The organism is Nostoc sp. DSM 114160 (genome assembly GCF_053470305.1).
Genome location: NZ_JBPFGO010000001.1, coordinates 716,081 through 740,463, shown reverse-complemented (window position 1 = coordinate 740,463; position 24,383 = coordinate 716,081). Strand labels below are relative to the sequence as shown.

18 protein-coding genes and 5 pseudogenes are annotated in these 24,383 nt (G+C 41.2%); 14 read left to right on the top strand and 9 right to left on the bottom strand.

Going from position 1 to position 24,383, the window contains the following annotated elements:
- The first annotated feature begins 500 nt into the window (after positions 1-500).
- The 3 genes and pseudogenes from NSTCB13_RS03495 (at position 501) to NSTCB13_RS03485 (ending at position 1,948) form a co-directional block, all read left to right on the top strand.
- Positions 501-1,271 (top strand): hypothetical protein, encoded by a 771-nt coding sequence (locus NSTCB13_RS03495; protein WP_448271344.1) that lies wholly within the window; start codon positions 501-503, stop codon positions 1,269-1,271.
- Between the two features lie 58 nt (positions 1,272-1,329).
- Positions 1,330-1,426, top strand: a pseudogene (locus tag NSTCB13_RS03490) (IS630 family transposase); the annotation flags it as partial.
- 285 nt (positions 1,427-1,711) lie between these two features.
- Positions 1,712-1,948, top strand: a complete 237-nt coding sequence (locus NSTCB13_RS03485; protein WP_448273230.1) for a hypothetical protein — start codon at positions 1,712-1,714, stop codon at positions 1,946-1,948.
- A 75-nt stretch (positions 1,949-2,023) separates the two neighbouring features.
- Here NSTCB13_RS03485 and NSTCB13_RS03480 read toward each other — a convergent pair whose 3' ends face one another.
- The gene (locus NSTCB13_RS03480; protein WP_448271343.1) at positions 2,024-2,884 is read right to left on the bottom strand and encodes a phosphate/phosphite/phosphonate ABC transporter substrate-binding protein; all 861 of its coding nucleotides are present in this window, start codon (positions 2,882-2,884) and stop codon (positions 2,024-2,026) included.
- A 181-nt stretch (positions 2,885-3,065) separates the two neighbouring features.
- On the opposite strand from NSTCB13_RS03480, the gene NSTCB13_RS03475 reads away from it, so the two are divergent.
- The gene (locus tag NSTCB13_RS03475) at positions 3,066-3,974 is read left to right on the top strand and encodes a c-type heme family protein (RefSeq protein ID WP_448268647.1); all 909 of its coding nucleotides are present in this window, start codon (positions 3,066-3,068) and stop codon (positions 3,972-3,974) included.
- Between the two features lie 48 nt (positions 3,975-4,022).
- On the opposite strand, the gene NSTCB13_RS03470 is transcribed toward NSTCB13_RS03475, so the two are convergent.
- On the bottom strand, positions 4,023-5,483 hold the full coding sequence (locus NSTCB13_RS03470; protein ID WP_448271342.1) for a protein kinase domain-containing protein: 1,461 nt from the start codon (positions 5,481-5,483) through the stop codon (positions 4,023-4,025).
- 165 nt (positions 5,484-5,648) lie between these two features.
- Positions 5,649-5,975: a DUF4278 domain-containing protein gene (locus NSTCB13_RS03465; RefSeq protein WP_448271341.1), complete on the bottom strand. Its 327-nt coding sequence runs from the start codon at positions 5,973-5,975 to the stop codon at positions 5,649-5,651.
- 422 nt (positions 5,976-6,397) lie between these two features.
- Here NSTCB13_RS03465 and NSTCB13_RS03460 point away from each other — a divergent pair, with 422 nt between their 5' ends.
- A complete protein-coding gene (locus NSTCB13_RS03460; RefSeq protein ID WP_190728057.1) occupies positions 6,398-6,652 on the top strand; it encodes a hypothetical protein in 255 nt (84 codons plus the stop codon).
- A 3-nt stretch (positions 6,653-6,655) separates the two neighbouring features.
- Positions 6,656-7,915 carry a murein transglycosylase A gene (gene mltA, locus NSTCB13_RS03455; protein ID WP_448273112.1) on the top strand — a complete coding sequence of 420 codons (1,260 nt, stop codon included), beginning with the start codon at positions 6,656-6,658 and terminating at the stop codon, positions 7,913-7,915.
- A gap of 180 nt (positions 7,916-8,095) precedes the next feature.
- Here the strand turns inward: mltA and NSTCB13_RS03450 are convergent, their stop codons facing one another.
- Positions 8,096-8,965 (bottom strand): DUF5895 domain-containing protein, encoded by an 870-nt coding sequence (locus NSTCB13_RS03450; RefSeq protein WP_448271340.1) that lies wholly within the window; start codon positions 8,963-8,965, stop codon positions 8,096-8,098.
- 255 nt (positions 8,966-9,220) lie between these two features.
- The gene (locus NSTCB13_RS03445; RefSeq protein WP_445628364.1) at positions 9,221-9,913 is read right to left on the bottom strand and encodes a haloacid dehalogenase type II; all 693 of its coding nucleotides are present in this window, start codon (positions 9,911-9,913) and stop codon (positions 9,221-9,223) included.
- A 470-nt stretch (positions 9,914-10,383) separates the two neighbouring features.
- Between NSTCB13_RS03445 and NSTCB13_RS03440 the strand changes: the two are divergent.
- The 4 genes and pseudogenes from NSTCB13_RS03440 to NSTCB13_RS03425 form a co-directional block, all read left to right on the top strand.
- Positions 10,384-11,403, top strand: a pseudogene (locus NSTCB13_RS03440) (thiamine pyrophosphate-binding protein); the annotation flags it as partial.
- A 265-nt stretch (positions 11,404-11,668) separates the two neighbouring features.
- Positions 11,669-12,136, top strand: a complete 468-nt coding sequence (locus tag NSTCB13_RS03435; protein WP_448271339.1) for a thiamine pyrophosphate-dependent enzyme — start codon at positions 11,669-11,671, stop codon at positions 12,134-12,136.
- 16 nt (positions 12,137-12,152) lie between these two features.
- On the top strand, positions 12,153-13,292 hold the full coding sequence (locus tag NSTCB13_RS03430; RefSeq protein ID WP_448271338.1) for a 3-oxoacyl-ACP synthase III family protein: 1,140 nt from the start codon (positions 12,153-12,155) through the stop codon (positions 13,290-13,292).
- A gap of 41 nt (positions 13,293-13,333) precedes the next feature.
- Entirely contained in the window at positions 13,334-14,308 is a 975-nt protein-coding gene (locus NSTCB13_RS03425; RefSeq protein ID WP_445628361.1) for an SGNH/GDSL hydrolase family protein, read from the top strand.
- Positions 14,309-14,431: 123 nt separating this feature from the next.
- On the opposite strand, the pseudogene NSTCB13_RS03420 reads toward NSTCB13_RS03425, so the two are convergent.
- A pseudogene (locus tag NSTCB13_RS03420) lies at positions 14,432-15,344 on the bottom strand (IS982 family transposase).
- Positions 15,345-15,511: 167 nt separating this feature from the next.
- Positions 15,512-19,055 (bottom strand): annotated as a pseudogene (locus NSTCB13_RS03415) (WD40 domain-containing protein).
- 437 nt (positions 19,056-19,492) lie between these two features.
- On the opposite strand from NSTCB13_RS03415, the gene NSTCB13_RS03410 reads away from it, so the two are divergent.
- A complete protein-coding gene (locus NSTCB13_RS03410; protein ID WP_448268638.1) occupies positions 19,493-19,672 on the top strand; it encodes a CopG family transcriptional regulator in 180 nt (59 codons plus the stop codon).
- Here the strand turns inward: NSTCB13_RS03410 and NSTCB13_RS03405 are convergent.
- Together NSTCB13_RS03405 and NSTCB13_RS03400 are read right to left on the bottom strand one after the other, a co-directional pair.
- Entirely contained in the window at positions 19,657-19,800 is a 144-nt protein-coding gene (locus tag NSTCB13_RS03405; RefSeq protein ID WP_445628358.1) for a hypothetical protein, read from the bottom strand. The genes NSTCB13_RS03410 and NSTCB13_RS03405 overlap by 16 nt on opposite strands.
- Positions 19,801-20,159: 359 nt before the next feature.
- Positions 20,160-20,306 (bottom strand): ribbon-helix-helix protein, CopG family, encoded by a 147-nt coding sequence (locus NSTCB13_RS03400; RefSeq protein ID WP_094348756.1) that lies wholly within the window; start codon positions 20,304-20,306, stop codon positions 20,160-20,162.
- 1,020 nt (positions 20,307-21,326) lie between these two features.
- Between NSTCB13_RS03400 and NSTCB13_RS03395 the strand changes: the two genes are divergently transcribed.
- The 3 genes and pseudogenes from NSTCB13_RS03395 to NSTCB13_RS03385 all read left to right on the top strand — a co-directional run bounded on the left by NSTCB13_RS03395 (position 21,327) and on the right by NSTCB13_RS03385 (position 24,374).
- Positions 21,327-21,827, top strand: coding sequence for a fatty acid hydroxylase (locus tag NSTCB13_RS03395; RefSeq protein ID WP_322674359.1), 501 nt, complete (start codon positions 21,327-21,329; stop codon positions 21,825-21,827).
- A gap of 385 nt (positions 21,828-22,212) precedes the next feature.
- On the top strand, positions 22,213-22,407 hold the full coding sequence (locus NSTCB13_RS03390) for a hypothetical protein (RefSeq protein ID WP_448271337.1): 195 nt from the start codon (positions 22,213-22,215) through the stop codon (positions 22,405-22,407).
- Positions 22,394-24,374 (top strand): annotated as a pseudogene (locus tag NSTCB13_RS03385) (ATP-binding protein). Before NSTCB13_RS03390 ends, NSTCB13_RS03385 begins: the two are co-directional and overlap by 14 nt.
- Positions 24,375-24,383: the final 9 nt, after the last annotated feature.

The window sequence follows — 24,383 nt, the reverse complement described above, 5'->3', positions numbered from 1 at the left end:
CTCTTTACCCTTTCCTTTTCCTCAAAACCCGACAAGTATCGATCCAGGATATGCAATATATTTAATTCGATTAAAATCATTTAAAAGTAAAGTTTAGTTGCAAAATAAATTCCTCCCAGCTACAAATGATAATCTAATAGTAGAAGCTAATAAACAAGCTTCCTTGGCAGATAATAACAGCTGCATTTGAAATGTTAGTAAGAGGTATAAGACGCTGTTGAACTTACATCTGTCTCGTCAAAATACAGCAACACCCAACGCGAAAACTGCTGTTTCCTCAAATCTATAAGATTAGGGGGCACTGTAACTGATTTTCATTTCTTGTTTACAAAAGCAATGGAAGTTAGTACATCCCTAACTACGATCGACAAAGAGAGGAGATAGTTCAGGGAGTAGAGGCTTGGGTGTTGTTGTATTTAAACAGAAGTCTGAAATAGGGACTCCTCTGGGTGTAAGATTATACGAAGTTGAATAGTGAGAAACAGTTAAAATAGCGCCTTATGTCAATAATTGCGCTCAGAGCGTGGTATCTACAAGATTATGAGCCGATTCCAGAATTGGAAAAACGTCCGCCAGACATTCGCTTAAGCAAAAAAAGCCTGCTGAAATCAGCATTGCGAGCAGACTTTTTGGAAGACAGCGACGAAGTGAAAAAATCAACTTGGTTTGGGCGCTATTTGGAAGGGGAAAATATTGAATTTTATATTGAAGGTAGCGGTGGCTATTGCGTCTCTAACATTGACTTAATTAGTCATGAAATTTATTTCACTAAACAGGCGGTGTTGGCTCAGTTAGAACCAACAATTTTTTTATCCTATCAAACTGAGTATGGCGCAGCGACGAATATTCTCAAAGAAGAACTGCGAAAAAGTTTAGACAATTTAAACTTGCGATCGCGTCTTCCCCTAACATTAATAGAATCCTCTCGTCCTAGCGGTGCTACTTTCCGAATTAACCGCACAATCATGCGGAAAATCCGTAAGAGTTTGTTATTTATCGCTGACACCACGCCCATTGCTAGTATTGATGGTAAGGAAACGTCTCAATTAATTCCCAGTCCGAATGTCTGTATTGAAATTGGCTATGCCATCCAAAGTAAGCGATCCGAACAGATTCTACTAGCGCAAATGCAACGCCCAGATTTTGAAGGTGAATTTCCCTTCGACTTACCAACACAGCAAATTTTGCAATTCCAAGACACTATAGAACTGGACAAAATCCTGACAGAGACAATTAAAAACCAGCTAGCACGATTCAAATTGTTTTTTTGAACAAGATATACAAGATAATACTTACTTACCAAAAATAAAACTATAGCACTCCTAAAACATGACTAGGCTCTATGCTAGGGCGTTAAAGGGAAAAAGAGCACACGGTGCTCGTCCAGACAAACGTGGTAAAAATATAACTATTATTGGGGCGATCGCAACCCGTGGGATTGTTGGTGCAATGAGTTTTAAAGGTGGAAATGATAAAAACGCATTTAAAACTTATATTAACCAAGTCTTAGTTAGTTCGGCGAAAGAGAGCATTCGACGGATGAAGCCTCCGAGGTGTACCCCGTATCCGCCTGCCGCCCGATACAAGCGGGTGGTCGTGCGGTCGCTGTGGTACGACGCGGATGGACTGACCGTCGAAGTGCAGGGGCCGGGGTTCGTGTTCGCCCGTGTGGTGTTCCGGCGGCCGGTCGGGTTCCGAGTGCTGGACGAGCGTGACCCTGTGCGAATTCTGGGACAGCTACCACGCCGGCAACGGGTGGTTGTACGAGGTTCACGAAGGCGGCTGGCAGGAGTTGGAGTCGCACCGCCAGTACTTTAACTCCCCGTTGTGCTTTACCGGTCTGCGGGAGTTCCTGGTGGTTTGCGACCAGTGCGTCAGCGTACTGGCCGTCGAGCCGCCGGAGCTCATCGACTTGGGTGCGAACCCGGAACACCCGCTCGCCGACTGAGTAAAACTAGGGTATTTGAGCATTAGAAGAGGATTTTTGAGAAAACAAAGGCTGAAAGGGTTGCTATTGCTTTAATTAGAATAAACGAACAGGTTTACTTTGCAGCTTTGAACTAATTGAACTTACCCGATCGACCACAGAAATCATGTATTTGTAATCTGGTACTTGTCCATTGGGTACATACCCCACTTCTTGAGCTAAATCTGAAGGCGAATCACTCATCACTTTGCGGATAAATTCTTGACGGTTACGTTCTACATTCGGCCCAATCAAAACCACACCTAATGGTACATAGTGAGGGTCTTTAAATAGTATGCGGAATTGGGTTGGTGCCAACTGCGAACTGTAAAGACTTAATTCCGCCTCCGAGACGGCACAGGCGATCGCTTTTCCTTGAGCGACCAATTCCAGTGCTGCTTTGGGTGTGGGCGCAAACAAGATGTCAGCTAGTGTTGTACCATAAAGATTGTAAAGAGGAAAATAATATCCTGTTGCTGAACCTAACTGTCCTAAAGCTATTGTTTTGCCTTGTAATTGTTTCAAGTCAGCGATCGGATTATCTTTGCGAACAACGAAGATTGAACGTAAATTACTAATACCTATTAAAGGAAATAGGGGAACATATTGGTGACGTGCGATCGCAATAGCTGCTAAACCCGGTGGAGCAAATACCAATGACCAAGCACGAGCATCAAGGCGCTCAACCGCTCTATTTTCATTAAAAACAGGCTCTAACTGAATATATGAGTTTGTTTTTTCACCTAAGTAACTATTAAATCTCGCATATTGATTAATTATCTGTTCGCCTCCACCATAGTTAATTACACCAATAGTTAACGTGCCCTCAACCCCATCTCCATTTTGTGGTTTGCAGGCAGCAAATGTAAAACCTAGTAGATGAAACAGAAATAAACGACGGGGAAATCGCACAAACATCACTAATTATGGTTAAGAAAATAATTTGGCTTTCAGGACTAATTTAGATAAATTTTACTGCCGCCTAAAAAGGTTATATTGCAGTAAAAAATTAATATTTATTTAGATATTGTTGAGATGCTTTCTAAGAGGTATAAATAAATATTAGACAAACTCACAGGCCACCTTTCTTGCTTAGGTTATGTTAAACAACATTACGTTAAAAAACTTAAAAATAGGTGCTAAATTTAACTTGCTTTTAATATTAGTTTTCATCATCAGTATTTTAGGAAGTGGCGTTGCCTTATCCAGTGTACTTCAAAGGAGAGCGCAAAATGAAGTAAGTTCTCAAGCGGAGATTCTCATCCAAATGGTGAATGCAGTTAGAGATTATACACAAAATCGTATTGCTCCCCTATTAGAACCTAGATTAGATACTAACCCAACATTCCTGCCTGAAGTAGTACCAACTTTTTCCTCTAAAGAGGTTTTTGAAAATTTTCGTAAAAAGCCTAAATTTAAAAACTTTTTTCATAAGGATGCAACACTTAATCCAACCAATTTAGCGGATAAAGCTGATAATTTTGAAACTCAACTTGTCGAGCGTTTTCGCAACGAACCTAATACTTTAGAAATCACAGGCTTTCGTAAATTGTCAGAAGGTGAAGTATTTTACATTGCACAACCACTAAAAATTACCCAAGCGAAATGTTTGCGATGCCATTCTACACCCGATCAAGCTCCTAAAAGTCAGTTGCTAAATTATGGCTCGGAAAATGGTTTTGGCTGGCAACTTAATCAGATTGTTTCTGCCCAAATAATCTCTGTTCCTTCTCAAGATATTTTTGCTAATGCCACACGGACTTGGATATTGATAATGGGACTTTTAATTGCGATCTTTGCGTTCGTAGTTTTCTTAATTAACTTTTTAATTACAAAATATGTGATTCAGCGCATCAGAAGAATAGAGAAAATAGCTCAAAAAGTTAGTATTGGTGATATGAGTGCTGATTTTGAAGAAAGCTCTCATGATGAAATTGGCGGGTTAGCAGAAGCATTTAATCGGATGAAAGCTAGCTTGAAAATAGCTTTGGAAATGCTGAATAATTAAGGCTAATAATCCGTAATTCACAGAGAGAAAAACGCAATTTTGAGAAAATCAAGAAAGTAAGCGTTGCTCAAATTGCAAAGCTTTTTGACGTTCGGGAATTTGCGATGCTAAAATTTTCACAAATTCTGCACGAGAGATTTGTCCAGCAGATTTCATAGCTTTTTGCACTAGAAACTTAGCTATCGGGCCAATTAAATTAGCCAACTCACGTTCGCACTCTTCCAGAAATTTTTCACTGATGACTTGAGATTCTTGGTTTGCTAAATTATTTGAGTTAATACCAGATGGATCGGATTTTACAGTAAGTTCTTGTAAGAGAGTAGGTTTTTCTAGTAGAAATGTTGTTTTCTTCTTAAAATCAGTTTGTTGATTTTCTCGAAGACGAAGGGCTAATTGACTAATTAATTCTTCCAAATTGGACGCTGATGCCGCAACTTGTCGTAGTAATCTTGAGGCGATGGGGCCGACAAATTCTAAAAGAATTGTTTCTAAGCGGTTGTAACTTTCCCCAGACAGAATAGAAGCAGTTGGATACCCAATTGAGTTTTGTTGAGTAAGCGAAGCTTGAGGCGGTTGTGTTAAATCTGGTAGTTGAAGCGATCGCGCTTCTACCTGATAATCTTGACGATAATATTCTTGCTGTTTGGGTGTCGAAGATGGTAGTTGAAGCGATCGCGCTTCTTTTCTAGGATCGAGATCCTTAAGCACGTGTAAAACTTCAGCCGCAGACTGATAGCGCTGTTTAAAGTGATGTAGCACCATTTTAGATAGCACAGATGCCAACTCAGAACTGACGTTAGCTTGATGCTGCCAAGAAATTTCTCCTGTATCTGGGTCTTCTTCAAAGTTGATCGGATGTAACCCTGTCAGCGATTGTATACCAATAATGCCCAAGGAATAAATATCACTGTTGAGGCGGGGCTTACCTTGTCCCTGTTCTGTAGACATATATCCGGGAGTACCAATAATAATAGTAGCTCCCGTGTGCCCTGCAATTGTCAGCAGTTGAGTTTGGACTTGTTTAACAGCGCCAAAGTCAATCAGCACTAACTTACCGTCTTGTTGCCGCCTAATTATATTGTCCGGTTTGATATCTCGATGAATAACATTGTGGCTGTGAATAAATTGTAGAATATCCAAAACCTGTTGGAGTAGTTGAATGACTCGATCTTCTGGCCAACGTTGATTGGGGAATAGTTCCGCTTTCAGGGTATGTCCTTCAATGAACTCTTGCACCAAGAAGAACTCTTGGTTTTCTTCAAAATAGGCTAAAAGCCGAGGAATCTGGTCATGGTAGCCCAGTTTTTCTAGTGTTTCTGCCTCACTAGTAAATAGCCGTCTGGCAGTTTTGAGAAATTCAGGACTACGAGTGACGGGCTTAAGGTGTTTGACAACACATTTTGGGAAACCTGGTCGATGGGTATCTTGGGCTATGTAGGTTTGACCGAATCCCCCTCCACCTAATATCTGGAGGACTTGGTAACGTCCGTCTAATAATTGTCCTAACATTGTGTTACAAACCTTAATTCCTCAAATTAATCTTGACACAACTACCAGCTTTGGCAAGGTTTGTTCAGACAGAAAGTAGGTAGTGGCAAAATTTCAAGCAAGGTCTTTTGAGGATTGCATTACAAGTTTATGACTGACTAAACTCCAGATCGGCTTGCAGGCATATTATTGTTGAAGCTTTAATAATTCCTCAGAAATCGCCAGTATCTCAGCTTTTGAAGTAGTTGTTGGTTGAGAGACTAGGCTAACCTCTCCTAATTGAGTTTTATTGACAAAATAGGTTATTCCCCGAAAGCTCAATTTATAGGCTACTGGTGCTAGAGGAACTTCTGCCGATTTGGAATTTGGATCGACACAATAGTTAACACCACGGTAGATCAAATTATAAGCTGGCCCAATTTGAGGAACTGGTTGAAACGGCTGTTGTGTTTTTTTGCTGCCAACTTTGCTTAAGTCGTATTCGTAGCTCAGACCACGATAGTAAAGTTTCATAATTTTCGCTTCCTGAATAACTGTTTTTCAATAATGCCAATGACTTATCAGAAGTTGATTGGAATGTTATGCAAGAGCTAATGTAAACTTACACTTTTTAAGGAACTGCTTAAAGGATTAAGCGTCTAGAGTGAAGAGTTATTGGGCATTGGGCATTAGGAGTGCTGTTAGCGATAGCGGGGGCGTTTAGCCCGTGCTGAGTTAAGAGTTAGGAGTTAACAGTAGAGACGCGATTAATCGCGTCTCTACAAGAGTTAGGAGTTTTGTTTATCTCCTTGTCCCCTTGTCCCCTTGTCTCCTTTGTCTCCTTTGTCTCCCTGCTCCTCTGCTGCTCTGCTCCCAACCTCCCGTATGCTTACCCTTTTCATTCGGGGGTTACGTGGTTAACAATGGGTTGAATGTTTTTTAAATGATTCAACTTTATGGCTAGAACCGCAAATGAATATGCCGTATACCTCCTACTGGAAAGCGGCCACCGAGAAGAAGTACGTTTTCCTACTATTCAAGAGTTTCAGAAATGGTATAGCGGCGAACTTGTGCCAAAATCTGCTTCTAATGACTTTATTAGCGTACCGATCAAAAATATTCAAGGGGAATATATGGTAGTACGCCCTTCTCGGATTGTGGCAATCCGGGTAGAACCGATTTTTAGTTCTAGTGTTGAAAGATTCAACTAAATGATGAGAAAAACCCTTGCTTTGCTTTCCTTGAGTCTAGGAATTGCCCTCGTAAACCCTCTCTGGTCGGCTGTTGCTCAGGTTCCTAACTTACTGCCGTTGCCACTACCGACTGCTCCCGATCTTCCACCCATACCAATACCGATCGCTCCTGAGATCGCGCCGCCGCTAAAACCAATCACTATCGAAAGCGATTGTACACTCCGGCCGACTTGCTTGGGTTGGGATGAGCAAATTTGGAGTCAAAGAGGTAAAACAGGCGATCGCAAAGCGCTGTTGGCTTCCATTGATAACAGTTTGCTTTATCTAACAAAGGGTGATGCGATCGCAGCATATCAAAATTATCCAGTTCGGGAAATTACTCTCGATCGCGTCCGGAGGAGTTTGCTGCGTTTCCGCCAACTGGTTGTCAGTTCTAAGTCAGCAGCCCAACTACAAGCTGCTGTCAGTCGTGAGTTTGTCTTCTACCAATCTGTGGGCAACGATGGCAAGGGTACTGTTAAGTTCACTGCTTACTACGAACCTGTTTACACCGCTAGCCGTGTGAAAACTGCAATCTATAAGTATCCCATTTATCGGCTACCACCAGATTTTAGCCAATGGCCTAAACCTCACCCAAAACGAATTGATTTGGAAGGGAAAGATGGTTTAAAAGGGAATAAGAGCAAATTACGCGGTTTAGAATTGCTTTGGTTTCGCGATCGCCTAGACGCATATATGGTACATATCCAAGGTTCCGCCCAAATTAAATTAACCAATGGCAAAACAACATCAATTGGCTATGCAGGTGGAACTGATTACCCCTGGACTAGTATCGGCAAAGAATTAGCCAAAGATGGCAAACTTCCCCTGGAAGGATTGACAATGCCACGGATGATTGCTTATTTCCGACAAAAACCCCAGGAATTGAACAATTATCTACCGCGCTGGGAACGATTTATTTTCTTCCAAGAAACTGGTGGTACCGGAGCTACAGGCAGTATTCATGTGCCAGTGACAGCAGAACGTTCTATTGCTACAGATAAGTCTCTCATGCCTCCAGGAGCGCTAGCGCTGATTTATAACTCATTTCCCTATCCTGCTGGTGGTGGCAAACTAGAGAACCGTACTGTTAGCCGCTTTGTACTTGACCAAGATACAGGAAGCGCCATCAAAGGGCCGGGCCGGGTGGATTATTTCATGGGGTCTGGTAAACTAGCGGGCGATCGCGCTGGTATCACAGGCGGTAATGGTTCATTATATTATTTGCTGCTCAAAGAATAGATATTGGGCATTGGGCATTGGGCATTGGGCATTGGGCATTGGGCATTGGGCATGGAAAAGAGACAAGGTAGACAAGGAAGAGGGGGAAGACTTGGGAGAGATTTGTTCAATAATTCCCCCTTGTCCCCCTTGTCCCCCTTGTCCCCTGCTCCCCTGCTCCCCTGCTCCCCTGCTCCCCTGCTAATACGGCGGATAAGCAAAATCATCCTCATCAGCATAAACGTAAGAGTTGGAAACTCCTGCCATTGCCAATTTAGGGGTTTCTGATTTTACAGGTTCCTTGCCAAAATCTTTGTATTCTTCAAAAGTCTTACAAATCATTGCAGACTCCAGAGCATCGGAAGCAATTAAATATTGCGTTAAAGTCCCTACGGTGGGATGTTTATAGTCCACAGTTGAAGCTACCAAAACTGTATTTGGTTCAATTCCTCTTTCTTCACACTCAACGATCGGACAAAAAATCCCGTGAGCGTGGAACAAAGGCCCTTTTGGTGTCAAAGGTTGCTTGCGGTAGATAGCATAAGCTTTTTCTAGTTCAGCAACGAATCCACCTACTACTCTGCCTTGTTGATATTCACAGTAGGTTTTGCTGAAACTCGCTCCGGCTGCACCATTGAGAGTTAGTTGTAGTGGTGATTCATGTAAAAACTTTTTATTCTCACCCACTATAAAAATTAGATAGCGAGTAAAGGTTTTAAATTTAAGTTTGTCGGCTAAAAAAGCATCATAATTATCTTTGAGCGTACCCAGTTTTAGGCCACTTTCCCGGTCTTTAACAGACAATGGCCCCCGGCGCACTATGACCAAGCGTGGAGTAGCGCTAATAAAGACTGTTTCTACTCCAGAGCTAAATTCATGCTCAACTTGCTGCCAGTTATCATCTGGTACAAAGCCGACAGCATTGGCATTATCCAGCTTAATCGCCAAACCGTGAGATTGTATACCATCTGTGCCATACCGAGGATTAATCATCTGACACCAGGGAAGGACTTGCGAAGGCGGTGCATTGAATTTCTCGTCTTCAAAGTCAAAATTAGCAGATGCTTTCATCGTTTTAGGCTATCAAAGTGTTTTATTGAACAAGGCGATCGGCAGGGCGCACAGGAAAGTCAAGCCAGTTATATGCTGTGGTTCCCAAAGTTTAAGAACATTAAACTGACGTAGTATTTTTTCTAGAGTAAGACAGAATCAATCTATGTTGCAATCTCTGTTTAGTTTTTTAACAACAAATTCTTTCTTTGGCATCTCTCTATCTAAATACGCTCTACTTTTTGTTCCTCTCGTGGTTAAATTCAAATCAGCAAATTACTGTAAACTTAAAGCCGCGAGAGTCTTCAAATCAGGCACTTCTAAATCAGGTTGAGTGACTGCTGGTAAACTCGCACTAACCCCTTGCTCTGCTCGACGATTTACCCAGACTGTTGATAATCCTAGAGATTTGGCTGTCACTATATCATGATATACACTAGCAGCAACGTGTAATATCTGCTCTAGCGGCAAATCAATTCTCTCAATAGCCAGTCTGAAGTTGTTGAAGGCAGGTTTGTAGCTTTTTGCCTGTTCTGCTGTGATTACCTTGTCAAACTCCACCTCCAAGTGCTTTGCCGAGAAAGCAAAGAGATCGTCATCTACATTTGAGATAATTATCAGCCTAAACTTTTGCTTTAAAGTTCTAAGTGCCTCAACTGTATCGGGGAAAGGCAGCCAATGCTGAATCGAATCGGCAAGTGAATTTAGTTCGTCAGCAGTTGGCTCAAAGCCAAATCGTTCACCAAATTTCTGGACTACTCTTTGCAAAACTTCTCGATATTTGATATATTCTCCAATTTCGATTTCTGCTTCAAATTCAGCAAAAATATCAAGAATTTGCTCGTTATCCAAATTAGTGTTGTGTGTCAGCAGAAGTGGCCTTAGCACCCCTAAGATGCCATTTTCCCAATCAATTAGGGTTCCGTAACAATCGAAAGTTAAAGCCTTATACTGATTTAATTCAATCACTTTTTTATACTCCAGAGCTTGATTAATAGCGTTCAGTTTTCACAAACCAAAAGACGGGTGAAATCATCCGTATTGGCGCAGGGAGCATTTCTCTACGAGACGCTTTGCGTAGCTTGCCCGCAGGGGTACGACAAAGCTACTTCGGCTGCGCGATAGTTGAGCGCAGTCGAAACTCAGTACAAGTCAGTGACCACCGCAGGCATCGCCACATCCACTGTTCTTGAAGTCTCTGAACATTTTTATTTTTTCTATATCAGGGTAACGCGGAACTTATAGGTTGCTCAAAGATTGACAAAGTGAACCGCCAAGGTCGTTTTACAGTTATACCTGCGTTGGAGAGCATTGCTCGCCAAAGTTGTATTGGCATTATCCAAACAAATTTATATTACATTGATAATACAACATTACTAAGTTGTAGGTGTGGGATAATAGTTATTCCAAAAAGGAAATTATTCCTAAGTATAATTTGTATGGATGTGAAATTTCAGGATACACAAGCGAATACCACTAAACAATTAAACTCAAGTAAACAGCCATCTAATAGCAAGCCATCCGATACTTTTTCGGTAGCGGAGGCAGTGGTAAAAATTCTGGAAGATATGGGAGTGCAGTATGCCTTTGGTGTTTCGGGAGGTGCGATCGCGCCAGTGTGGGCTGCATTACATCAAAGTTCCATCCAGGTGCTGCACTTTCGCCATGAAGCTGGAGCCGCTTTTGCAGCCATTGAGGCGTATTTTGCTAGCGATCGCCCAGTTGTGGTATTCACTACCACGGGGCCAGGAATCACCAACGCTTTGACAGGGCTATTAGCTGCTCGTTGGGAAGGTGCTAAGGTGATTCTGATCTCAGCTTCAACTTCAGCGCCACAGCGTGGCCGGTGGGCTTGCCAAGAAACTAGCACCTACACAATGCCTAGCGCCGGAATTTTTACTTCCGGGCAAATATTCCATTATGCAACCACTCTCGAATCCAGCGATGAACTCACAGAAGTTTCTCGAAGGCTTGCTCTTGGACTAGGACAACCAGGAGGATTCGTAGCTCATATAAGTATTCCTACAAATATCCAGACAACTTTACTAAAGACATTATTGCCACGAGTAACTCTATCTCACGATAGGGCAACAGCAACTGAGGAAACAATTGCCGAATGTGTCCGATTATTATCTGAGGAACCGTTTGCCATCTGGGTAGGTTTCGGGGCACGGGGTGCTGCAAAAGAGATTCGCCACCTAGCCGAGAGAACAGGAGCTGCGGTGATGTGTTCACCACGGGGCAAAGGTATTTTTCCTGAGGATCATCCTCAGTTTGTAGGTGTCACTGGTTTCGGTGGGCATGAGTCGGTTTTGAGGTATATGCAGGAGTACGGTCCTTTACGAACATTAGTTTTAGGAACACGTTTGGGTGAACTGACTTCGTTTTGGAACCCCATGATGGCTCCTCGGAAAGGCTTTTTACATGTTGATATAGACCCGCAAGTACCAGGAACCGCGTATCCATCTGTCGAAATTTTTGCCGTCCATTCTGATGTGAGAGTATTTGTCAAAGCATTACTGAAGTACTTTCCCGATCGTCCTGGCATATCAAAACTCCCGTCATTGGCATCAAAGACCGATGTAATTTATCCACTTACTGACGAGAAAGTGCGGCCAGATGTGCTGATGAATATGATTCAACAGGTGATTGTCGAACAGAGCAATGCAGTTGTCATGACCGAAGTCGGAAACTCGTTGGTTTGGGCAATTCACCTGCTGCGATTTGCCAAACCTTCTCGTTTCCGAATCAGCACAGGCTTCGGGGTCTATGGGACATTTTGTGACTGGTGTCGTGGGTGCCGCCTTAGCAGGGAATGGCAAGGTGGTTGCGATTGTCGGGGATGGTGCTATGCTCATGAACAGCGAGATAAACACTGCGGTAGAATACCAAATTCCGGCTGTCTGGATTGTACTCAACGACGGGCGCTACAATATGTGCGAACAGGGAATGACGTATTTGGGCTTCAACGGTATAGATGCAAAAATTCCCCAAGCAGATTTCGTCAAAATTGCTCAGGGTATGGGAGCTGATGGTATCCGTGTTCAAAGTGAGTCCAACATTCAAGCGGCGCTAGAGAAAGCTATGGCATCGCCTCGTCCGTTTGTTATTGATGTACTCATTGAACCTACTAGTTCTGCACCAATAGGAAGCCGTCTCGACAGTCTAATTTCGCAAGGCGCTACGAATTAGTGAGAGGAAATTAGTTATGGTGAATCAACCAGTAGGTATTCGGGCGATCGCACTGAGCTTTCCCAGCATTAGACGTACTAATGATTACTACAGGCAAAAATACCCTGAGTTAATTGCTCAGGCAGAGCAAAAAAGTTTGGCGAGGATGTTTTCGCTCGCAGGCTCAACTCCCAGCAACGAGTTTGACTTAGAAATGATGCCATATCTGTCAGACCCATTTCGTGGTACTGTTGAGCGATGGGTACTTGGTACTGGCGAGTCATCACTGACGTTAGAAGAGCGGGCTGCAAGGGATGCCCTCGAAGCCGCTAGGCTTTCTCCCAAAGATGTCGATCTAATGATTGTCGCTTCTGTATGGCCCGAACAAATCGGGTTGGGCGATGCAGCTTTCCTTGCCCGTAAACTTAATCTAGGGGGTGCCGCATGGAATCTTGATGCAACATGCGGCAGTACACCTATTGCGCTTCAAACCGCCTGTGCCTTGGTACGAGCAGGAGAGTACCGCAATGTTTTGGTAGTTATCTCATGCACATACTCTCGCTTTTTCGACGAGGATGATACCATGTCATGGTTCCTTAGTGATGGTGCCGGAGCTTTCGTAGTTGGTTCATTAGAATTGAATCAGGGAATCCTTGGCACAAAGACCATTCATGCCGGTGAGTTGTGTAATGTCGTTTTTCCCAAACTTACAACGGACGCACAAGGCAATCCACAGCTTCGCATGAAGCTATGCAAGGAAGCCAACAAGGTAACTCGCGAAACCGCTGTGGGGTTTCTCCGTACATGCTGTGAGGGTGCGATCGCCGCAGCCAGTGTGACACTCGAGCAAATCGACTTTTTTATTTTCAATACATCTACTGCTTGGTTTGCCAGCTTCTGCATACGCGTACTGGGCATTGATCCAGAACGGACGATCGATCTCTATTCTCAATATGCAAATATTGGGCCAGTACTTACTGTCGCCAATATGTACTATGCTGCCAAATTGGGCAAGATTCGCGAAAATGACTTGGTTCTCGTTTATGGCTTCGGTGCAGCCGGTGCTATTTCTGCGAACGTGATGCGCTGGGGCAATGTAGCGCTAAGTCCTGACCCTCTTGAAAGCTCTAAATCAGCAAAAGAAAGCTCTAAACATTCGAGCGAAGTTTCTTTTTAAAGACATGTTTGCAAGGTTGAAACTAGATTAAGGAATTAGCTGTGCAAAGACAAATTATAACAATAGGATTTTTGCTATTATCTTTGATATTTCCACTCAAAGTATTAGCAAAAGATTATGACAACATTTACGTCTTTGGAGACAGCTTTTCTGATACTGGTAATGTATTTAATGCCACTAACGGAATCATTCCTCCAAGCCCAACCTACTCTAATGGGCGTTTTTCTAATGGCCCAATTTGGGTTGATTATCTTGCCTCTGATCTAGGATTAACATTAAATCTGAAAAATAACTTTGCTTTTGGTGGTGCGACGACAGGAACTAAGAACATTGGTATACCTAGCTTACCAGGATTACAGCAACAGATAAATAACTTTGTAGCAGGACAAACTGCTGATTCTAATGCTCTATATATTATTTGGGCTGGTACTAATGACTACCTAAGTTACTTTTTCGGTGGTGTTCCCAACCCTACCAATACTGGGGGAAATTTATCAGCAGCGTTGACATCACTTGTTACTGATGGCGCTAGAGATATCATGGTGGTCAACTTGCCAGATTTAGGAAAATTGCCTTTTGCAAATTTCGATAGTCAACGTTCCAACTTATTTAATACATTCAGCAGCACACATAACTCTACCTTAAACACGACACTCAAATCTTTAAAGCAACAATTAAGTCCCGATATCAACATTATAGAACTAAATGTTAATTCCCTATTTGATAGGATTATTGCGACTCCAGATGAATTCGGTTTTACAAACGTGACCAACTCTTGTATTAGCAAAGACTTATCAGTAGTACCCATAGATGTTCCCACACAACAAGTTTTATGTAACCCTGAAAAATTTGTGTTTTGGGACGAAGTTCATCCTACAACTGCTACTCATAAGCTAATTGGAGAATTAGCTTTCTCAGCACTTGAGCCAGTGCCTGAACCATCTGCTGGATTAGGGATATTAGCATACAGCGTTTTAGGTGCAGTTTCGCTACTGAAACGCAAAATCCCCAACTGATAGTGTTCGCGCAGCCTGTCGTAGAGAGCGTCTTGATTATGACACCTTAGCAGACCGTCTCCGGCTCTGCTCCTGAATTCAGAATAGCCGTATTCTTCTTCAATTAACGTGAGTTCGACGGAACTAAAAAATGGCAGGAGGTAGCGCAGGCAAATCTTTTGGGTAAATATCAATTGAAGGTTTTTTAGGCAAATAGGTATAAGCAGCTAAACCAGCCATCAAATTCACCAAAAAATTAAATGGACTACGATGGCGAGAGTGTTCGATTTGACATATATTTTTCAGATGGTCATTGACGGACTCAATCACAGCACGTTTGCGTAACAGAATTTTATCAATCAGTTTTACCAAGCGATTTTTCATTTTCTTTTTAGATTTTGTGATTAATTGCAACCCTCGTTCATATAACTCCTCAAATAATTTTTGAGAGATGTAACCTCTGTCACCAAAGAGTTTACCAATTAAATCTTTAGTCATATCTGGGACTGGTTTTCGGTCATCGATATTTGCTGGAGTTAGTGAAAATGCGAGTAATTCTCCACAATCATTAATAATCAAATGCAGTTTAAATCCAAAGTGCCAGCCCACAGAATTTTTGCCCCATTTCACCAACCCTTTAAATACCTTGTGAGAATGCGCTCGACAGTTGTGACAAACATCTATTGGGGTGGAATCGATAAAACTAATCCCTGTAATTTCTCCTGTTCGTGTATGCAAAAAACAACACAGCAACATTAAACACCAAGGCATGAGTTCCACAAATCTTGTGTAACTGACCAAATTTGGAAACACTCCACGCCAGCTTTGTAGTACGTGCAACGTATAAAATTCCTTAAAAGTCTTATAACCACTGCCATGAAACGCGATTACTATTGTCATCACTTCCGATAAATGCATCCTGGACTGACTGCGACGTTCTCATGAGTGTGGATGGTAACTGTGGTACTTGTTGCCATAAGCTTTGCCACTGATTGCAGAAATCATCCACATCCCAGAAGATTTGCGTGATATCAAGGCGAGATACAATGGTGGACATAGCCGAGACCCTTATTTTTCTTAGATATTTTTAGTCTCGGCATTTTTTTGTGATTTTTTGGCTAATCCTCAATTAATCTTAGCGATCGCTGCCGTGAATAACCTTGTTTTGCAAATCTATACATCGCAAGCTTTTTACCTTTTTATAACCGTCGAACTCACGTTCAATTAATACTCAACTGCTCCTAAAGCTTTTAAAGTATCCTTCTGAGACTCAGTTAACCCAGTTATGCTAGTGATATTCATTCCCTCATAAGGGCTTTTGCTTCTCAAAGTTTTCAAGCATGCACCTGTTTCTACATCCCAAACTTTAATTGTCTCATCTTCACTGCAACTGACCACACTTTGACCATTGGGACTAAAGCCAACTGACCAAACCCACCTAGTATGTCCAGATAAAGTCCTTAAGCAATTACCTGTGTCAACATCCCAAAGCTTCACTGTTTGGTCGCCACTACCACTAGCTAGTATGCAACCATCTGCACTGAAAGCAACTGAGTATACGCTATTAGTATGCCCTTGCAAAGTTCCAAGGCAGCCACCAGTGCTAACATCCCACAGTTTTATAGTTTGGGTCTCCGCTACCGCTAGCTAGAGTGGAACCATCCGCACTGAAGGTGACTGAATATATCCAGTCAGTATGACCTTGCAGAGTCTGAAGGCATCTACCAGTATGAACATCCCAGAGTTTCACTGTTCGGTCATGACTCCCACTGGCTAATATATGACTGTTAGGGCTAAAGGCGACTGACCATGTTCTACCGCTATGTTCTCGTAGAGTATTAAGACATTGACCAGTGCTAACATCCCAGACCATTACTGTTTGGTCATCGCTACCACTGGCAATAAAATGACTATCAGCACTGAAAGTGACTGATGTAACTCGATTAGTATGTCCCCTCAAAATTTTTAGACACTTACCAGTATTAAGATCCCATAGCCTTAAGGTTCGGTCTTCGCTGCCACTAACAATAAAATGATTATCGGCACTGAAAGTGACTGATGTAACTCGATTCGTATGCCCTCTCAAAATTTTTAGACATTTACCAGTTGTAATATCCCACAGTGTCACTGTTTGGTCATAACTACCACTAGCAATAATCTTACCGTCTGGGCTGACAACGACTGACCATATCCCATTGTTGAAACTTTGCAAAGTTTTAATACATCTACCAGTGCTGATATTCCATAACTTTACCGTTTGGTCATCACTGCTACTGGCACAAATATTTTGATTTATACATATTGCTAAAGACCATATCCTACTTCTATGTCCTTGTAGAGTTTTAAGGCATTCACCAGTATCGAAATCCCATACCTTAACTGTTTGGTCATCACCGCAACTAATAAGAGCATTACCATCTAGACTGAAGGTAACTGAATGTACTAAGTCAGTATGCCCCTGCAAAGTTTTAAAACATTGAGCAGTACTGATGTCCCAAAGTTTCACTGTTTGGTCATGGCTGCCACTAGCTAGTGTATTACCGTCAGGGCTAAAAGCGACTGAGTATACCCTCTGAGTGTGACCCTCTAAGATGTAAATACATGAACTGCTGTTAATATCCCACAGCCTCATTGTATAATCATCATTTCCACTTGCCAATATGTAATCTTTTGGACTGAAGGCAACAGACCATATACTACAACCAACTTCTTGTAAGGTTTTTACACATTTGCCTGTAGTGGTATTCCATAGCTTCACTGTTTGGTCATCACTGCCACTAGCAATAACCTGACTGTCGGGACTAAAAGTGACTGAACGAACCCCACCACTATGACCCTTTAAAGTTTTGAAACACTCACCAGTACTAGTATCCCACAGCTTTATTGTTTGGTCATTACTGCCACTAGCAAGAACCTGACCGTCGGGACTAAAGGAGACTGACCAAACCCAACCAGCATGACCCTTACAAGTCAGAAGTTGCTGACTATTTGCAACTTCGTACAAGCGAATTTCTCCATTGGTATCACCAGTAGCTAAAAGTTTACCATTAGGGCTGAAGGCTACTGAAAAAATACCACCAAAGGTTTCAACAAAAACGCACTTAGCTAGATGGGCGTGAGCAAAATTTGCATTATATAACTTGACGTTTTGCAGGTCGGCTTGCCAAATAGTTAGATAAGAAAAATCATAACCGCTAAGATCGGTTTCTAAATCAGAAAGTAGGTTAAAAACATTTCCTGCCGTATAACTTTGTTCTAGAGGGGATGTATCTCGTAGGGTTGTTAAAATTTGAGTTAAGTGATTTTCTAGGTTTTTTTTACTTCTAAAGACAGTAAGCAACCCATTTATAACTGGTTTGACGATCAGGCGAATTTGAGTATCTCTAACATATTCTTTTGCTGTCGCTTTTATCAAAGCTTTGCTCGTGAATACATCAAGATTCTGAGTGATAATCTCCTCACATACGATTTCTATAAAGCTACTAGTCACATACTCCATGACAACAGGCTGGAGAGTAAAAAGCGATCCAGTTTTTTCAATGAGCGTAGGCGTAGCCTTCTCGATTAGCGATCGCCTTCCTAAAGATTCTACAGCCTCTAGTAATTTTGCTTGCGGTACTTGTGATATAATATCGTCTCGCAATTCTGGAAGCGTCATTGGCTCACGATTAATCGCTAGCCAATACATTATTTCCTTTTCTAAATCTGACAAGCGCTCAAACTGCTGCTCTAAGATATCGCGAATGTCTCCAAAAACAGCTGTGTCTTGTTGTAAAAAGTCAGTAATATTACCATCAAAGATATGTTGAATGGTTGTGGCAACTATCTTTAAAGCTAATGGATTGCCTGCGTAACGTTCAATCATTACTTTCCATTCATCTTCTGCAGCCGATAGTCCCTTGAGTTTTAAAATTTCTTGCCCTTCCGCCACCTTCAATCCACTCAGTGGCAATGAGCGAACAGGTAGTGCTTGTCCTTCCAGAAATGCTATTTCTCTGGGTTTTTCACGACTAGTTAACACTAAGCAGCTTTGGTGAGTTGCTTCTCCTACCCGTCTTAAAAGCTCACCATATTCTTCATATCCTTCTCGATAAAGTCCAGCGCGGCTACCACTACGGAGAATTGATTCTGCATTATCAAGGAATACTAAACAGCGATAATTTTGTAAATAATAGAGTAGTCGCGATACCCGATCGCTAAAACTTTCTGGTAAGTTATTTTCTGTTTCCTGTTCGTCAGATAAAAATTGAATTAAGTTACCTAAAATAATTTTAACAGGTGGTGCTTCTCGTAGCGATCGCCAGATCACATACTCAAAGTTGTCCTGATTTTTTTGAGCAAACTTTACAGACAGTGCTGTTTTTCCAATACCTCCTATTCCCAAGAGTGCAACCAATTGGCAGTTCTCATTAAGAATCCATTGCTCTAATGTAATAAGTTCTTCTATACGCCCATAAAAAGCGGAGTTAAAGATAGCCTCTCCCCAATCTAGACGAGTATTTGAGCTTGAATAGTCACTTTTGTCTATTTTTAAATTAAAAACTGAAAAAAGCTTCTCAATAGTCTGTTTGTCAACTCCTCCTTCCCGATTCAATACTTTCGAGATGGTAGCGGAATATAAACCAGAACGTACACTCATTTCTTCAAGAGTATACCGATTTCCAAAATTTTCCTTTGCTTCTGATTGATGCTTTGCTTCTTTAATTTTTTGTAAACCCTTCGTAGTAAGTGCAACGCCACGCTTACGTCTCCAATTCTGTAAAGTCATGTATTAACTCACTGTTCGTTTAATCACTTTTTATTAAAAGGAATTATCTACTAGGTTGTTATAGATATAGGGTAATAGCCATAACAAACGAATAATCTCATGTTGCAGAAGATTCAAAATAGGCATATTACCAACATACTCAGTAATAAAAACTACCTTTGCATCCACTCATCTCGGTAATTCAACACCGCTTGCTCAACAGACTATCTGGACTGTAGGACATTGCTAACATCATCTTTTTAGCCGAAAGCTTCTTACATTTGGTAATGGCAGATTTATTACGTAGGGTATTAGTGATTTAATACCTCGTATTCTCAGTAATATTTTTGGGAGTAAAGCTTAAGTTCAATCTCAAAATCCCGATCTTCACTGGTAAATACAGCTCAAAATTGGCAATCTTGATAAGGAAAGTTTCTATATATCTAGCTTATCAATCAATGAATAAAACTGCTGCACTGAAATTTCCCCGTTTGACCACCTCCAGTCAAAAAAGAGCGCTTAAGCGAATCACTATCAATTTGACAGCAGATGAAGCTAAAAACCTTGAAAAGTATTGTGAACAGAAAGGCAAACTAGCAATAGACGTGATTCGAGAACTCATTCAAGCTTTGCCTTGAGCTGCTGAACGTTGACGCCAAGTCCCAAAAGCGATATCCAGAAGAGTTATAGCTAAAGTAGAAGTGCAGATTTGGACAAAGGTTTCCAATTTTTCTCTGATGTGAGTAATTGCAAGAGCTGTAATCATAGATTAGATCCTCACGACTGTATATTTGCTACCTCAATGCTATTGTTTGTGGCGAAAATTTTAAACAATATGGGTTAGAGATTATTTTCTGACGAAGATGACGACACAATATAATTACCCAACCAAAAAAATATTCTCTCACTCCTCATTGTGCAACTCAATAATAGCGCTCGCGTCATCTTCTTTTTGACGTGCTGCGCTCGTAGTAATGAGCGCAGCACGCCAGAAACTAAATTTTTACGTTCTTCTCAATATCACAAAAAATTACTACCTCTTACTTTAAGACCTCCAAATTAAACCAAATTTTAATAGTTATATCTTGAAAATCAACCAGGGTGAAATAGTTCGCAAATCTACTTTTATTTTGTCAGTGGCAAGGCTCGAATAAGTTCTCTGATGACATCCGTTGCTGGTCTGCCTGTCTGTTCACAATATTTTTCAAGGTTTTTGGCTTCATTTGATGCCAGGTTTATAGTGATTCGCTTGACCGCCCATTTTTTGTTCATACTGAAATAGATAAATCGTGTAATCATAACTTCAAATTCTGATTTTACCTTCCAACTGGAAAGTAACCTAAATTTTGGATATACTGAGATACCCTTTTAATAGGACGCGTTGTAAATAAATATTGCAGGTGTGCTTTACTGATTTACTAACTTGTCTATAAATGATAAAGGAAGAATCAATCTTTGGTACTCTATCATTTAATTTTTTATATTTTTTAGCTTGGGCTGTAGTCTAATGCATACCCCGTTTGCTGTGCGTAGCAAGCTATGCGCAGTAGTAACCACAAAACAAGGGTGACACATAGAGTTGCTAGTGTCTACAACTCGAGCGAACGAATGGTCTAGAGTAAGGAAATCCAAACGCACTTGGCAAATAAAGATAAATTATAAAATTATCCCTACATTTTGAATGTTTATTCATCATTGAAAGTGTAAATTAAAAGTGATATTGTTACTCAATTTTTAAAAAATATCTATGGTATCTAATTAATTATAGATGCTCTAAATGTTACAGATAAATTCAACTATAAACCTACTTAATTCACCTCAATAACTCAATTAATATTGGCATAATATCTATTTATATCGTTCTAAATCGAGTCATCATTCAAGCTTAATTGCAATAAATTTAGAATTAACAATATTGCAGAAATCCTTAACCTAAATTTGTACCAAGCTTAACTCAACCTTTGCTTACGCTGTATGCCTTAGTAAGAAGATTGTGTAGTAACTATGGTAAACTACTGTATTTACATAGGGTTTTAGAGGTATTAATACCATTAACTCAGAGCTACAAGTCAAATTGGAAGTTCTTACAAGTTGCTGTTGACTGTATTAAGGAGCGGAGATTCATGAAACTGCAACTGATTTAATTACATATACTCTGAGCCAAATTAACTGGAGGGTAGACTCATGAGACACACAGGTGCTACTTGCATAGTCCAAAACAGGTGTCTACGCCTACAGCATGACATTTGCATATTTTCTGTGGAGTTTTTTTATTAAACTTGAGGAGTACAAATGCTTGAGGCTATCGCTGTTGCTTGGTTGTTACTGTTTGTTGGCGATTTTCTATCTACATTTTTTTACCACGTACCCGAGCACGTTTTTGGTAGCCTTCATTTAAAAACGCACCACTCCTGGAAGAAAGACTTCCGCCACTACGCTATTTTGACTTTTAATCCCCAAGTTCTTTTAGATGGTATCTTGGGAGCTTTGCCTTATGTACTTATAGCAGTAGTCCTGTGGTCTTTTTCTCCTATTGGCGTGATTTCTGGATTACTGCTTGGTCAATTACATGTATGGTGGAGACATATAAGTGTACTGGGTTGGCAAACTTCAAAGCCTGTAAATATTTTATGCCAAATTCTATTTATTACTACTCCTGAAAGACACTGGTTACATCATCACAAAACTAATTTGGGTTTCGGTGATATTTTTACTTTCTTTGAACAACCTGCACAAATGTGGTTACGCTGGCTACGGCTACTCAGACTTCGTTTTCGCTACTCTCGGATCTAACTAAAACTAGCACCTACCTAAATACTTTTTAAAACCACCAAAAGAAGCTGCGATCGCAGCTTCTTTTGATGCACTAAAGGCGATTATTTTACTCTCATAAATACGCTAACTTTTATACTCAAAAAAGCTGATTCCCAATTTATCAGGAGTAGTAACAACAGACATGAATTTAACATAGACTTTAATCTATGGTTTTATATAATTAATAAATTTTTACTTATAGTTTTTTTAGAACCTATCAAACATTAAGCGAGTTATAAGAACAGAAAAATGCCTCTGGTAAAGAGTTTAAAGATATTTGCTACCGTTCGACTTCGCTGTTATATCGCTAAGGTTTTTGGGAAAACTAGCCTTAATTAGTAAACTGTTATATCCCTAGATTTTTATGAAAATTCCTCTCTTATCGGGAGATGGTAGCTCTAGCTTGCTTATGCAAAGGAGTATGGATAGCGACATTGAAGGTGGCAGGAGTTTGCAATACACTGTATTTTTCTCGATGAGAAACTACGCCAACGAACCAACACTGATTGTGAGAAATTTGCAACCTGCTCTAGATGAGGTGTTTCATGCCCGCACTTAGCCTCAGAAAGATGCTCAACAAAAAAGAGTTGCCATCTCTTATTCATAACTTAGTTTACCAGTTCAACATCGCGATTGATATTGAACTGGTAGACGGCACGAAACTAATTAGCATTGGAGAGCAAACTGTAGAAAACCGTTATCCAATCGAGGTCTCAGGAGAAATCATCGGTTGGGTTGTTGGAGAAGAACAGGCAACTATACTTGCAAATTTGCTTTCATTTTTGGCAAAGGAGGAAGCTGAAAAAAAAGTACTCGCCAAAGAATTGTTAGAGCGATATCAGGAAATTGATTTGTTTGACGATATCTCGACTCAACTGACAACAAGTTTAGATACGCGACAGATTGCCCAACTTGTGCTTCAAGAATTGAGTCAATTAATTGAATCATCTGCGGGAATGATTCTGCTCCTGAATCGAGATGCAACTGCGTTTGAAATCATTGCCGAATTTGGAGTGTTTTTTGACCACAGTCAGCCAGAACCCGGTAAGGGAATTATCGGCAGCATTGTGCAATCCAACCGGGCCGAACTCGTTAATGATGTGCAAGCCGATCCGCGATTAGAGGGACAAAAACACGTTAGTGCAATGATTTGTGTACCGTTACGAGCCAAAGAGCGGGTACTGGGAGCGATCGCTATTGGAACGTCCAAAACTGACTCATACAAGGCTGAACACTTGAAACTGGTGAGTATTTTTGCCTCTCAAACAGCGATCGCTATTGACAAAGCTGTGCTTTACGAGCAAAGTACTCAAGCAGCTCTCCAGGCAAAAGCCCAAACACAGAAGCTTCAGCAAGCTCTCCATGAGTTGCAATTGGCCCAAACTAAGTTGATCCAAAGCGAAAAAATGTCCAGTTTAGGGCAACTCATTGCCGGAGTTGCCCACGAAATCAACAACCCGGTTAACTTTATTTACGGCAATTTAAAGTATGTTGCCGAATACACCCAAGACTTGTTACACCTGTTGGAAAAGTATCAGAAATTTCTACCTGTTGCTCCTCCAGAATTGGAATCAGAGTTAGACAATATAGACCTGGAATTTATCATGCAGGATTTTCCCAAACTGCTAGATTCGATGAAATTAGGCACAGGGTCGTATCGTCGAAATTGTCCAATCCTTGAAAAACTTCTCCCGCCATGATGAAGCTGAAATGAAAGCCGTGAACATCCACGATGGCATCGATGGAACGCTAATGATTCTTCATCATCGTTTGAAAGCAGATGTTCATCGTCCGGCAATTGAAATTGTTAAAGACTATGCAACACTTCCTCTGATTGAATGCTATCCCGGACAATTGAATCAGGTGTTTATGAACATCCTGGCAAATGCCATTGATGCTTTAGAAGAAAGCATGGAAAATCGGAGAATCAAAAATAATTCTCAATCCCCAACCCCGAATCCCCAAATCACTATTCGTACCATAGCCATTGACCACCAGTGGGTTGTAATTCGCATTGCCGACAACGGCCCAGGCATGAAGGAGGAGGTAATTCGCCGCATTTACGATCCCTTCTTCACCACGAAAGATGTTGGGAAGGGAACGGGGTTAGGCATGGCAATCAGCTACCAAATTGTTGTAGACAAACATGGGGGAATGCTTAAGTGTCGTTCTCAACCGAGTGAAGGCACAGAATTCTGGATTCAGATTCCAATAAATTGTGCATTGGCAGACGCTATTGAAGAACAAAATAGCACATCTGGCTTGTCAACTCCCACAACGGAATCATCCCCTACTCCCGATACCGACGGTTTTATTCGATCAACAGCTCCAATCCTCAAGCCGACGGATCTGCTGATCCGCCATACTCAACTGATCCAGCGACTTTCACAGCACAGTCCAGATGTGGAAAGTGCATCACCCGATCAACTTTACCAAATGTTTCAACACCACCCAATTTCGTTAAAGCTTTACGCCACTTTGTTGTCTTGGTTCTGTTGTTCTAACCCTACCCAAATACGCCACTAAAGAAACCTC